Annotated in this window: 12 protein-coding genes; 9 read left to right on the forward strand and 3 right to left on the reverse strand. The window is 36.9% G+C overall.

The features are described 5' to 3' along the window. Window positions 1-145: 145 nt before the first annotated feature. The 7 genes from QWY88_RS03140 to QWY88_RS03170 are packed head-to-tail and all read left to right on the forward strand — an operon-like array spanning window position 146 to window position 3375. The gene (locus QWY88_RS03140; RefSeq protein WP_193112686.1) at window positions 146-457 is read left to right on the forward strand and encodes an ArsR/SmtB family transcription factor; all 312 of its coding nucleotides are present in this window, start codon (window positions 146-148) and stop codon (window positions 455-457) included. Then, window positions 450-854 (forward strand): arsenate reductase ArsC, encoded by a 405-nt coding sequence (locus QWY88_RS03145; RefSeq protein WP_369811205.1) that lies wholly within the window; start codon window positions 450-452, stop codon window positions 852-854. The genes QWY88_RS03140 and QWY88_RS03145 overlap by 8 nt, the downstream gene beginning before the upstream one ends. Then, window positions 855-1799 (forward strand): permease, encoded by a 945-nt coding sequence (locus tag QWY88_RS03150; RefSeq protein WP_304543966.1) that lies wholly within the window; start codon window positions 855-857, stop codon window positions 1797-1799. Between the two features lie 10 nt (window positions 1800-1809). After that, a complete protein-coding gene (locus tag QWY88_RS03155; RefSeq protein WP_304543968.1) occupies window positions 1810-2055 on the forward strand; it encodes a hypothetical protein in 246 nt (81 codons plus the stop codon). Further along, window positions 2052-2285 (forward strand): thioredoxin family protein, encoded by a 234-nt coding sequence (locus tag QWY88_RS03160; RefSeq protein WP_304543970.1) that lies wholly within the window; start codon window positions 2052-2054, stop codon window positions 2283-2285. The genes QWY88_RS03155 and QWY88_RS03160 overlap by 4 nt, the downstream gene beginning before the upstream one ends. Before the next feature lie 2 nt (window positions 2286-2287). Then, window positions 2288-2989, forward strand: coding sequence for a cytochrome c biogenesis CcdA family protein (locus QWY88_RS03165; protein WP_304543973.1), 702 nt, complete (start codon window positions 2288-2290; stop codon window positions 2987-2989). An 8-nt stretch (window positions 2990-2997) separates the two neighbouring features. Next, the gene (locus QWY88_RS03170; RefSeq protein ID WP_304543975.1) at window positions 2998-3375 is read left to right on the forward strand and encodes a thioredoxin family protein; all 378 of its coding nucleotides are present in this window, start codon (window positions 2998-3000) and stop codon (window positions 3373-3375) included. A 14-nt stretch (window positions 3376-3389) separates the two neighbouring features. Here the strand turns inward: QWY88_RS03170 and QWY88_RS03175 are convergent, their stop codons facing one another. After that, window positions 3390-5225, reverse strand: a complete 1836-nt coding sequence (locus QWY88_RS03175) for an EAL domain-containing protein (RefSeq protein ID WP_304543977.1) — start codon at window positions 5223-5225, stop codon at window positions 3390-3392. A gap of 82 nt (window positions 5226-5307) precedes the next feature. Here QWY88_RS03175 and QWY88_RS03180 point away from each other — a divergent pair, with 82 nt between their 5' ends. Both QWY88_RS03180 and QWY88_RS03185 read left to right on the forward strand, forming a co-directional pair. Continuing rightward, complete coding sequence (locus QWY88_RS03180; RefSeq protein ID WP_304543979.1) at window positions 5308-6222, forward strand: methyltransferase domain-containing protein; 915 nt, start codon at window positions 5308-5310, stop codon at window positions 6220-6222. Between the two features lies 1 nt (window position 6223). Then, the gene (locus QWY88_RS03185; RefSeq protein ID WP_304543981.1) at window positions 6224-7327 is read left to right on the forward strand and encodes a metallophosphoesterase; all 1104 of its coding nucleotides are present in this window, start codon (window positions 6224-6226) and stop codon (window positions 7325-7327) included. Between the two features lie 8 nt (window positions 7328-7335). On the opposite strand, the gene QWY88_RS03190 is transcribed toward QWY88_RS03185, so the two are convergent. Next, complete coding sequence (locus tag QWY88_RS03190; protein WP_304543983.1) at window positions 7336-9768, reverse strand: ABC transporter substrate-binding protein; 2433 nt, start codon at window positions 9766-9768, stop codon at window positions 7336-7338. Window positions 9769-9837: 69 nt separating this feature from the next. After that, the gene (locus tag QWY88_RS03195; protein ID WP_304543985.1) at window positions 9838-12879 is read right to left on the reverse strand and encodes an efflux RND transporter permease subunit; all 3042 of its coding nucleotides are present in this window, start codon (window positions 12877-12879) and stop codon (window positions 9838-9840) included. Between the last annotated feature and the right edge of the window lie 5 nt (window positions 12880-12884).

Raw genomic sequence — 12884 nt, forward strand, 5'->3', positions numbered from 1 at the left:
GAGAGCTTGAAACAAGTCGCTATTATTTCCTTCTTATTGTAGGGAAAAAAAACTAAAAGTTTCGTAAGAGTTGGAACTTTTTTTGCTATAACAATACATATCAATATATCTTGATATATAAATAGTTTCCTGCTATACTACTTTCATGGAAATATTTTTACAAACAATCGGCTCTATTAATGATGAAACGAGAATTAAAATACTCAGGTTTATCAACGAAAACGGTGAAGTGTGTGTCTGTGACATAGAAAGCTCTTTTAATATGATTCAGTCACGCATCTCAAGACATCTTAAAATTTTAAGAGACGGCGGCTTTTTAAAAGTCAGACGTGAAGGACGCTGGGCATACTACTCTATCCGCTCTCCTATAGATAAATTTAGAGAAAATGTTTTAAACGAGATCGCTTGTCTTGATCTTGAAATCCCTCAATTAAAAAAAGGTTGTGAAATTGAATAAAAAAGTTTTAATACTCTGTACAGGAAACAGTTGCCGCTCAATTATGGCAGAAGCATTGATAAATGCAAAACTCGGTGAGTGCGTAGAAGCGCAAAGTTCGGGTGTAAAAGCAAGTGGTGCGGTCAATCCACATGCTCAAGCTCTACTAGAGTCAAAAGGATACTGGAGAGATGAATACCATTCAAAAGTAATCGAGACGGTTTTAGATACTCCGTTTGATTTAGTCGTAACTGTATGTGATCATGCAAAAGAGACTTGTCCTATGTTTCCAAAAGCCGTGAAGACTATACATGTAGGTTTTGATGACCCTTCGGGTAAAGCGGTAGAAGAGTATGAAAAAACACTCAATTTAATTGAGAAAGAACTTTTACCAGTAGTGAAAGAGGAGCTGTGCTAAATGTGGTATGAGCTCTCAAAAGAATTTATTTACAATGTCGTAGGGCTCGAAGGCAAATTAGCTGATGCTACCCACTTTTTTATCTATGACACGATAAAAATTTGGTTCTTACTTCTGACAATCATTTTTGCAGTTTCGTTTTTGCGTACATGGGTAAATACCGAATATGTACGTGCCCACCTGCAAGGAAAATCTGCACTTTACGGTCATGTGGGTGCTTCACTTTTTGGAATCATAACACCGTTTTGTTCTTGTTCTGCTATACCTTTGTTTTTAGGTTTTATTCAAGCACGTATACCTATCGGGGTAACTTTTAGTTATCTGATCTCAGCACCTATGAATAATGAGATTGCCATCGCTATGCTTTTTGGTATCTTTGGCTGGCAGATTACGTCTATCTATATAGCTTTTGGTTTAACGGTCGCAATACTCGGCGGTTGGCTCATAGGAAGACTTGGAATGGAAAAAGAGGTACTGATGGATGTCAAGCCGATCGAAGGTGAACTTGAAGCTACACTGGTAAAACTCTCTTTTAAAGAGAGAGCTAAAGAAGCGTGGAATTACACATTAGATATTTTCAAAAAAATCTATCTCTATGTAATGCTTGGTGTAGGTGCAGGTGCATGGATCCACGGTTATATCCCGACAGACTTTATAGCTACATACACAGGTGAAGGAAATCCATTTGCAGTTATCGTTGCTGTACTTATGGGGATACCGATGTATTCAAATGCAGCGGGTGTAATGCCATTGGTTGAAGTACTCACAAGCAAAGGGATGCTGCTCGGGACAGCGCTAAGTTTTATGATGGCAGTAACAGCCCTTAGCCTGCCGGAAGCATTGATACTTAAAAAGATCATTTCACTCAAACTTATCGGTATCTTTTTTGCCATTGTAGGAAGTGGGATCATTGCTATCGGGTATCTATTTAATATCATTTTATAAAGGAAAAAGAATGTTTAAAGTAAACAATACACAAAACGGTGTTAAAGCATTTTTAGGCGGATTCAATGCCGAAGATGTTAATGCAAAAGTGCAAGAGTGTAAAGATGGAAACTGCAGTTGTAATTGTGACCCGCAGATGATGGAAAAAATTGAAAATATTGAAGTTTCAAGTGAAGCAAACGGAGCGAGCATTACAATTACGGGTGATGTAAAAGCCGAAGAGTTAGAACCAATGATGAAGGAGTGTTTATTATGAAAATAGAAGTATTAGGAACGGGATGTTCAAAGTGTATCCAATTAGAAGCTGTAGTAAAAGAAGCCGTTGCTAAGAGCGGTAAGTTTGTTCAGATAGAAAAAGTAGATGACATCATGAAAATCATGGAGTATCAGGTAGTAAGTACTCCGGGACTTGTAATAGATGGGAAAGTGGTAAGTACGGGTAAAGTTCTAAGTGTAGATGAAGTTCTCGCTTTAATGGAAGCATAATCTTGCAAGAAGCTGTTTTAGCCCTTCTTGAATCAAATACACTGTTAGCATTTATCGGTGCATTTGGTGCGGGCAGTATCACGGCTATTGCACCCTGCTCTCTTATCTCAGTACCTCTACTAGTAGGTAGTTCGGTAGCTCTCAATAAAGATTTAGAGGGTAAAAAGAAAGTTCTTTATACTTATGCTTTTGCCTCACTGTTTGCCCTCGGTGTTATGATAAGCTTTTCAATTTTAGGTTTTATCGTTGCAAAGTTTGGCGGCTTTTTCTCAATAGCTCCAATATGGGCATATATCTTGGCCGGATTCCTTAGTATATTAATTGGATTATACGCATGGGGTCTCTTTGGGCAAGTGAACAAATCATCAATCATGACACACCTTATAAAATACAGACTTTTTGGCGGTTTTTTAATAGGGATTATCTTTGGTTTAGTGAGTACTCCATGTGCCTCTGCTCCCCTTGTAGCTATTATCAGCGTTGCGGCAAACAGCGGGTATATATATGCTTATGGACTTATATTAACATTTGCATTGGGGCATTCAATGCTCCTTTTAATAGCAGGGGTTTCAGTAGGTTTTACGCAGAGTATTACGTCAAGTAAAGTTGTGTCACACATATCAAATTATATCAACAAAGGTTTTGCCCTTATGCTCATAGGTATAGGTATCTATTTTGCATGGCAGGCCTATTTACAGTTTTAGGAGAAAAAATGAAATTATTTTCAATACTATTATTGCTATTGAGCCTGAATGCTACGGCAGATGAGCAGATGCTCAAAGAGAGTCAATTTAAATATGTCGAAATGAGCATCGGAAAAGGGAAACCCTTCTTTTTAGAAGTTGGTGCAGAGAGCTGTCACAGTTGTGTAATTATGGGAAAGATGCTTTATAAAGTCACGCAAAAACACCCTGAATACAATATCCATTTTATCAATGTACAAAAAGAGAGAGATGCTGCTTATAAGTTAAAAGTTAGAATGATACCTACTCAAATAATTTTTGATAAAAACGGGAAAGAGGTGTATCGCCACATAGGAGTTTTCAGTACAGATGAACTGAATAAGCTGTTTCAGACTTATTCTTTTTAAATGGTTTTGAACTCTTAAAAAAGAGCTTCAAAATCCTCTTGATTTAAAGGTTTGTAGAACAGGTATCCTTGATAGAGATCACAGTCTAACTCTTCAAGGAAATCTTTTTGATATTTCTCTTCCACCCCTTCAGCGACAATAGAGAGGTTCATATTTCTAGAGATCTCTATAATACTTTTTACAAGTAAAGCTTGTTGTTCGTCATCAAGTTTTGAAACAAACGACTTGTCAATTTTCAACTCATCAATCGGCATCTCACGAAGATAACTCAAAGATGAATAACCAGTCCCAAAGTCATCCATTGAGAACTTAATACCGAAGTTTTTGAGTTTATTAATAACATCTACTATCTTTTTAAGATTATCTGATGTACTTGTCTCCGTGATCTCGAAAATAACCTGTGTTTTGAAACTATAGATATTATAGCGGTCAAAAAGTTTTTCCACCATATCTATAAAAGCGTTATCTAGAAACTGTCTCATACTGATATTTATAGAAATCTGTGCTAGTCTTATCCCGCTTCGATCCCATTTTACAAGTGCTTGTAAGGCACGTTCAAGTATATACTCTCCCAGTTCGATGATATACCCAGTATTTTCAGCTATCGGTATGAAAACATCCGGAGATACATCTCCTATCTGTTCGTTATGCCATCTTGCAAGTACTTCACACCCTATTATCTTGCCTTGTGAGTTTACTTGTGGTTGGTACTGCAGTTTTACTTCACTGTTATCAACTGCAAAATGTAAATGTCTTTCAATTTCAAGTTTCTTCTCTATAATTTTACAAAGTTCATCATTAAAAATGATGATTCCGTCGCGCCCGTTATTTTTCGCTTCATACATAGCAATGTCGGCTTCTTTTAGGAACTCGTTTGCTTGAAGTCTTGGATTGTTAATAATACTGATACCGATACTTGCACTGATAAAAAGGTGGTTATTGTCAATGATATACGAGCATTTGATAATATCTAACAACTCTTGCGCAAACTCTTTTGCATCTTCAAGACACTGTTGATTCGTATTGAATCCTCTACTTAAGATACAAAACTCATCCCCACCCAGACGTGCTACGAAATGTTTCCCCTCTCTTGCAAGTCCCGTCATTCTTTTTGAAACTTCTATGAGAAGCTGATCACCTATATCATGTCCAAGAGTATCGTTAATCGTCTTAAAGTGGTCAAGGTCAATGAGTAAAAGATACGTAAAACGGTCTTTATTCTCTTTTACGGAACTCTCTAAAACCTCAATAAAAAATCTTCTATTACCTAACCCTGTTAAATAATCATGATATGCTTGAAACCTGCTTTTTGTAAGGTATTCGTGTGTATTTTTCGCAGCATAAAGCAACACTATGCTCAACACTACCGTAAAAAATGCAAGGATATAACTATATGTAGATGCAACAAGTATAAAATAAAGTGTAATAGGCAGCATCAATGTAATTACCGTCGAGATAACCAACTTCTTTTGCGATGCCAAGATCGTAGCAGCAACAACGGTACAGCCAAGCTGTGTAGCTATTGCCATATAGTGCATATCTATAATAGTGTGCTTGACATAATAAGCGAACATAAAAGTCCAGGCAGAGAAATAAAGAAACATAAAACGGCGTACTTTGCCTAACCATATCTCTTGTTGTTCAATTGTCTCACATTTTTTGTATTGTTCGTACAGTATATATCCGTACAGTGAAACGATAAGAATTGAGAAAAACCACCACAGTTCCACTACCATACCTGTATAGATATATCCTGTAATAAGATAACCCGGAGAAGTTCCAACTAAAAGTGCGATAACAACCAAAATTTGTCGATGCATAAATTTATAAAAACTTATATTTTCATTCATTAATTTTTTCCACAATGTATAACTAATATTTATTCTATCACATTTTTATCAATACACTTTTATATTCAGGAATGTTTTTTGCATGTTACCGTCTATGTTAAGTTTATACTCAAAATCACTTTTAGAAATTATCGAAATATTAAAAGAACAAATAGATACTATTAATGAGCATGATACGATCGCTTTTGAAGTCTATAATCCTGATAAAGAAAGCTCAAGTACAACTATTATTCATTCTTATAAAACATGGGTTGATCTCGCTCAGCTTTTAAAATGTAAGATGTTAACGCCCCAAGCTATAGATGAAGATTACGTTGTAATCCGATATAAAAAACTTTCACGTGACAGTTTTCATGCCGTAGATGCAGATAAAGAGGAAAAGTATGGAGCAGATTCTATCTTTGCACAGATAAATAAAAATGAAGAAACATCGTTTATCTACCACTATGCCCAAGCGCTGAAAAATGTAAAGCTCGATCAAAGAGTAAGAGTTTTAAATCTCGGTGTCAATAACGGTGATGAATTTGAGGTGATAGAGAAACTCTCCTCGAACTTTGAAAATATTGAACTTCTTGGAATTGATTACTGTGCATCTGCTATTGAGGATGCAAAAGAAAAGTTTCAAGGGAAAAACAATGTCAGTTTTATGCAGGCCGACATCAATGAACTGAACTCTTTAGAACTTGGAGAGTTTGACCTTATCATCAGCATAGGGACACTGCAAAGCTCAAACCTCAATCTCAACAAAACGTTTATGTCGATCGTGCAAAATCAGCTCAGCACTGAGGGTGCACTTATCTTGGCGTTTCCAAACTGCCGCTGGATTGACGGGGAGATGATATACGGAGCTATGATGCGCAACTATAACTACTCAGAGATGTCAAATCTTTATAAAGATGTAGTGTTTTGTAAAAAGTATCTCCAACAAAAGAAATTTCGTGTTACCATAACGGGAAAGGATTATATCTTTTTAACAGCTACATCAATTAGGAAGTGATATGAAAAGTTATATGTTTTTCTCTGTCTTATCAATTTTATTTGTATCGCTTCACTCGTTGTTCTACCTGAGAGTGATCAGAAGACTGCTTGTAAGTTCGCAAGTTAAAAAGGCTCTGACATCTCTGCTTGTTCTAAACTTTTTACTCAACCTCTCCTACTTCTTCATACGATACAGTGATCTGCTCCCTTATGAGCTTTTATATCTCTCTTCGACATCAATAGGAGTTACTTTTGTCTTACTTTTGTATCTCATCTTGCATGAAGTGCTCAATATTTTTCACTTCTCACTCAAAAAGGTGCAACGCTCAAAAAGGGAGTTTATTAAAAAAACCGGTGACGGAGCCCTACTCGCTCTTGCAACTTCTTATGTAACTGCGGGGGTATATGAGGGGAGTAAAGAACCTGTTATCAATGTAGTAAAAGCAAATCTTTTTGATTTTTCTATAGTTCAGATCAGTGATCTGCATATCGGAGGACTTATAGATAAAGAGTATGTAAAAGAGAGTGTTATAAAGATAAATACTTTAAACCCTGATCTCGTTATGATCACGGGTGATCTGGTCGATACCGAGATAGAATCTATCGCAGAAATAATCGTAGAGTTAAACAACATCGAATCTAAGTATGGAATCTACATGGTTTTAGGGAATCACGAATATTTTCACAACCCTTATAAGATCATAGATTTCATCAAAACACGAACAAAGGTCAAACTACTCCTAAACGAATCCGTTACAATCGAAGCACTCAAAGTAAATATAGTGGGTGTAAATGATCTTTTTGGATATAGAACAGGTATTTTAGCACCTAACTTTGCCAAAGCATTTAGTCAGGTAGATAAAAACTATCCATCTATCCTGCTCTCACACCAACCAAAATCGTTAGAGCTCCTTGGTTCACATAAACCAAAACTCATACTAAGCGGTCATACCCATGGGGGACAAATCTGGCCTTTTAACCATCTGGTGATGTTGCAGCAGCCATACCTTAAAGGGTTACACACTTTAGATTACGGCGGTAAGATCTATGTAAATTCGGGCATAGGATTTTGGGGTCCCCCTATGCGTCTGGGTTCTCAAGCCGAAATCGCATATATTATTTAGTGTAACTTCTAACTTTCAACACGATCACGTCCGGCTTCTTTTGCTCTGTAAAGAGCTTCATCAGACTCTCTTAATAGTTGTAATAGAGTTTTATCTCCTTGCAGTTCTGCAACCCCAATACTTACTGTAAAAGAGATACTCTCCCCTTTATTGTTTATGTATTGTAAAGCTCTTATCTCTTTTAAAATTTTTTCAGCAAATAAAAGAGCACCTTCATGGGTAGTATTTTGTAAACATATGACAAACTCTTCCCCGCCGATACGACCGAAAATATCACTCTCTCTTAAAAGTGAACCTATTTTATCGGCAAAAAGTTTTAGTACTTCATCCCCCACCTGATGACCGTAAGTATCGTTCACGTCTTTAAAATAATCGATATCAAGAGAGAGTAATTGAAATGGAGAGTTGTTACGTTTGGCTACTTTAAATAACTGCTCTGCTAATTCCATAAAATACCCACGGTTATGTATACCCGTCAACGCATCTGTATGTGCTAACTCTTTTAACCTATTATTCGCTTCATATAATTCCTCTGTTCTTTCATGAACTTTTCGATCAAGTTCAAGGTTTACTCTTCGAATATGTAAAAACTGAATAATACCAACAATGAGAATAGAGATAAAAACATAGATCCAAATAGCATACTTCTTCAATACATCAAAAGGTGTTATTTCAACCTTGTCATAAGGTTGTAAGTGAAGCTTTTTTAAGACCTCATGAACCGATGAATAATCGAGTGGAACTGTCCATCCTCCTATATCTGCCGCAATAGCTTCAGGGGAGTTTTCCGGCATATTGATAAGAGCAGTCATAACCTCTTTTGCAGTATTTTCAGGAACATGCTTTAGTTTTGCAAACGGCCATTCAGGATAGAGCTTTGTTGACGTTGCATAAGGGAAATCCTGATATTGTTGAGTGTTTAAAATTCTTATATTTTCGAGATCAATCTGCTTTTCTTTTGCCAAATGTTCCAAGGTATCACTTCTAACTGTCCCTATTTCTGCTTGAGAGTTTAAAACGGCATAAACTACGGCATCATGGGTATCATAAAACTTTAACTTTATGTCGTCAACATCCATGCCCCTATCGTGTAAAAGTTCATATGCCATAATCCATCCACCAAAAGAGTCTTCATTCACAGCAGCAAACTTTCGTCCCTTCACCATTTCAATATTTTTAACTTTAGACTCTTTACTTGTAAAAATAACACCGCCAAAATAGCTACATGTTTTCTTTTTTAAACACTTGCTTTTCAAAGTAGCTATTCGGGAGATCCCGTATTGGTTCTCGAGTTGTACATAGTTCACACTGTTTACGAGTAAAAAGTCGATACTTTTCTTTTTTAGATGTTCTTCTATCTCGTCAAAAGAGAGCGGATGAATCACAACGTGATACTCTTCTAAACTACGGTTTAGGTAAGTAGCCAAAGGCTCCCATCTCTCTAAAGTTTTAGCACCCCCTCTTTTTGCCAAAATACCTATATTAAGGCGTTTTTTGTTATAACCGCTAGGATCGATGTATGGTGTAAAATCAAATTTTTGTTCTAAAAGACCTGTCACTCTGTACCAGTTAACAATCTTATCGATCTGCTTTAGACTGATTGTTCCAATATCGCCGTTTTTATTAAGTGCGAGTTTTTTTAGAATTTTCCCTTCATAAATAAGACTCTCTATAGATTTGTTTTGTGAGTTGTATTTATCGTGTATAATTTTTGCAGTTTCTTCGATGTGTTCAAAAGCCCATTTCCACCCTTCTATAGACGCTTTATAAAAAGCTTCTGCACGCTCCGGATGGTTTTTTAGTTCATCTTCAGATGTAAAGATTATATCTTCATAAAAATCAAAACCGTAATCTCGCGGATCAAATACTTTGTATGGTATCCCAGCACGTTCTAGAAAAAAAGGCTCATTCGAAAGATAACAGGCCATTGCATCTGTTTTACCGTTTATAAGGTCTTTGATTTTAAAACTGTGCTGTTGAAAATTGATATTGTCATACAATAACCCTTTTGAAAGCAGCATCGCTTTAATTGTAGCACCGTTAGCTACATCGTTGGTTATCATTATGTTTTTATGATTGAGGTCTTTGAGAGTTTTGATTTTAGGATTTGTACTGATGAGTACCGATGGTGAGCGTTGAAAGATAGCACCTAAGAGTACTATAGGACTACCCTCTGCCCGATTGACTAATAAAGAGGAACGACCTATCCCATATTGTGCTTTTTGAGAGACAACCTCTTTTACAACATTAGTCTTAGGTGTCATCTCTTTTATGGTGACATCTAATCCAATTGCCTCATAATATCCTCGCTCTTTAGCGATGTAGTAACCGGCAAATTGAAACTGGTGCAACCACTCTAATTGTAAAGATATCTTTTCTTTTGCTCCAAACAGAGAGCTTGAGAGCAATAGAACTATTATAAATTTTAATAACGTTCTCATATAATGATAATAACATAATAATTCTAAAAGTTATTATCATTAATAAGAAAAATCTTAACTAGACGCCTTCTAGTCGAGATTTTCGTTCTTATAAAACTTTCTCAACCATAAGTCTATCGGGTTGATAAGTCTATAAAGTACTGGCACTACAAAAAGAGTCAGTAACATTGAAGAGATAAGCCCGCCGATAACCGCTATAGACATCGGTGCTTTTGTTTCACTTCCGAGTCCATCTGCAATTGCCAACGGTATCATCGCAAAGATCATTGCAAATGTCGTCATAAGTATCGGACGGAGTCTTTTTTCTCCCGCTTCAATAAGCGCCTCATCTGCACTTTTACCTTTTTGCATAGCAGCATTGGCAAAATCAACAAGAAGTACGGCATTTTTCCCAACCATACCCATAAGCAGCATAAAACCGATCATTACAAAGAGCGAGAACTGTAAGCCGCTAAGGTAAAGTGCCAGCATCACACCGATAATACTCAGCGGCAGAGAAACCATAATGATGATCGGTTGAATTAGCGACTCGTATAATATCGCCAAGATAATATACATAAGTATGATACTCAGCCCTATCGCCGTCGCAAACGCCTGCCCTGTTTTTCCCATCTCTTCGGCAAATCCAGTAAAACGGTATGTTACGCTTTCTGGCATCAACTCATCAATTTTTGCCTGAGTATAACTAATAGCACCCCCTAGATCAAGACCGAAAAGATCGGCATATATACTTACCTGTCTTTGTCTGTCATAATGGTAAATAGTAGCCTGTGATGTTGACTTTTCAATCTCTACAAGCCCGTCTAAGTACACCAATTCTCCATTGTTTGAACGCAGCTGAATCTTTTTAAGATCCTCTATCCTTTTTCTATCTTCGTCATTAAAGCGTAAAGTGATGTTATACTGTTTTGCATTGTCTTCAAAGTATGAGATCTCCATATCACTTGAAAATGCCACCGAAACAGCTTGTGCTATTTGTGAAGCGGTAATCCCTTGACGGTTTGCATTCTCTCTCAAGATTCTCACCGAGTACTCAGGCTTTGGATCATCAAGGTTTGTATCGACATCTTTAAAACCGTCTTTTGCTCGTAAATACTCTACAAGATTCTCTTTTGCCACTCTCAAATCTTCAAACGAATCAGATTTGAGTACAATCTGATACGGTACACTGGCACCTGCTCCTTTAATATTTGGAATAGCTGCAGCAGTGATGAAAAGGTCTTTTGAAAATACCGAAAGCTTCTCTCTGAAATTCTGAATGATCTGCTCTTGGTTGAGTTCTCTTTTTTGCATCTCTACAAGTTTTACATAGATCAATGCTTTGTTAATCTCTTGTGAAGATGTATAGCCCACGTTTAAAGTAGTAAACTCTACATTTTCATTTTCTTCAACCATAGACTCAATCTTTTTGCTTTTTTTGATCATCTCCTCTAAAGAGATTCCCGCATCTGCTTTTATCTTGATCTCAAACTCGCTCTTATCCTCTTTAGGGATAAAATCCATTCCTATGGCAGGGAAAAGACTCAGTGATGCTATAAATATACCTACAACACCGATCAGTGTTAAAAATTTAAATCTTAGTGCACCTTTTAAAAGCACTTCATATACTTTGTCAATCACTCTAAATATCGGCTCAGTAAGATCATAAAATTTACTCTCCCCTTTATGTAAAGCTCTTGCACTTATACTCGGGATAAAGCTCATAGCAATTGTATATGAGATGATGATCGCAAAACCAACCGTCATCGCAAACGATTCAAAGAATTTTCCAACAATACCCGTCATGTTACTCACAGGGATAAATACAGCTAAAAGCATAGCCGAGATCGCTAAAACGGCAAATGCCATCTCTTTAGCACCTTCAAATGCAGCTTCAAATTTACCCATACCCGATTCAAGTTTCTTATATATATTTTCCACGACAACGATAGCATCATCGATGATGATCCCAATCGCCAGAGTAAGTCCAATCAGTGTCATTTTATTGAGCTCATACCCCATGTAGTTCATCAATGCAAACGTACCGAAGATCGATGATGGAATCGCAAGAGCCGAAACAAACGTAATCGTAAAGTTACGTAAAAACAGAAATACGATAATAGCCGCTAAAATAGCTCCGTAGATAAGATCAAACTCAACATCTTCGAGTGAATGGATAATAAACGGAGTTGTATCTTGAAGCATCTTTACTTCAAAACGCTCCCCTGCAAGTTTTTGTAACTCAGGTACTACCTCTTTAACACTTTTTACAACATCCAGAGTATTTGTCCCGGAGATCTTTTGCACCTCTAAAGTAACACCCTGTACACCGCTTAAAGATGCATAACTTTTCGGATCGCTGAGTGTATCTTTTACCTCTGCAATATCTTTAAGTCTTACGTCATCTTTGATGATGATGTTTTTAAGTTCATCTACACTTAAAGCATCCGCTTTTGTTTTTAAAATAAACTCATTAGTGTTTGTAATAACTTTACCCCCACCAATCTTTACATTCTCTTTCTGCACAGCATCATTAAGTTCTAAAACCGTAATACCATACTTGTTAAGCGCTTGAATATTTGGAAAGATCTTGATCTCTCTGTCTCTGTATCCGATGATATTAATAGCACCTACACCCATAATCTTTTGCAATGCAGGTTTTGCTTTCTCATCTGCAAACACCATAAGGTTTTGAATTGTGTCGCTTTTTGCCGTTAAAAAGATATTGATAACACTTGCACCGCCGATATCCAGTTTACTTACAAGCGGTTTTTTCGCATCACGCGGCAGTTCAACTGCTGATACTTTGTCCCTTACATCATTTGCTGCTTCATCAATGTCACGCTCTAAGAAGAACTTTACGGTAACAATACTCACCCCGTCACTACTTTGTGAAGTGATACTGTCAACACCGCCGATTCTTGAGATCGCCTCTTCCACCTTGTCTGTCACCTGAGATTCGATCGTACTTGGTTCAGCCCCTGGATAAGCCGTTTTGATCGTTACCAACGGGAAATCAACATTCGGAAAGAGTGCCGATGGCATAGATTTAAAACTCATATACCCGAAGATAACCAATGTAATTACATACATCAGTGTCGCTATAGGTCTTTTAATCGCTAATTTATACATATTTT

It is taken from the genome of Sulfurimonas sp. hsl 1-7, from assembly GCF_030577135.1.
Classification (GTDB): Bacteria; Campylobacterota; Campylobacteria; order Campylobacterales; family Sulfurimonadaceae; genus Sulfurimonas; species Sulfurimonas microaerophilus.

Excerpts from the sequence above, each read along its gene's own strand:
- QWY88_RS03160 (WP_304543970.1), top strand. The coding sequence starts at position 2,052 with ATGAAAATAGAAGTATTAGGAACGGGATGTTCAAAGTGTATCCAATTA.
- QWY88_RS03150 (WP_304543966.1), top strand. The coding sequence starts at position 855 with ATGTGGTATGAGCTCTCAAAAGAATTTATTTACAATGTCGTAGGGCTC.
- QWY88_RS03155 (WP_304543968.1), top strand. The coding sequence starts at position 1,810 with ATGTTTAAAGTAAACAATACACAAAACGGTGTTAAAGCATTTTTAGGC.
- QWY88_RS03185 (WP_304543981.1), top strand. The coding sequence starts at position 6,224 with ATGAAAAGTTATATGTTTTTCTCTGTCTTATCAATTTTATTTGTATCG.
- QWY88_RS03190 (WP_304543983.1), bottom strand. The coding sequence starts at position 9,768 with ATGAGAACGTTATTAAAATTTATAATAGTTCTATTGCTCTCAAGCTCT.
- QWY88_RS03195 (WP_304543985.1), bottom strand. The coding sequence starts at position 12,879 with ATGTATAAATTAGCGATTAAAAGACCTATAGCGACACTGATGTATGTA.
- QWY88_RS03175 (WP_304543977.1), bottom strand. The coding sequence starts at position 5,225 with ATGAATGAAAATATAAGTTTTTATAAATTTATGCATCGACAAATTTTG.
- QWY88_RS03170 (WP_304543975.1), top strand. The coding sequence starts at position 2,998 with ATGAAATTATTTTCAATACTATTATTGCTATTGAGCCTGAATGCTACG.
- QWY88_RS03140 (WP_193112686.1), top strand. The coding sequence starts at position 146 with ATGGAAATATTTTTACAAACAATCGGCTCTATTAATGATGAAACGAGA.
- QWY88_RS03180 (WP_304543979.1), top strand. The coding sequence starts at position 5,308 with ATGTTACCGTCTATGTTAAGTTTATACTCAAAATCACTTTTAGAAATT.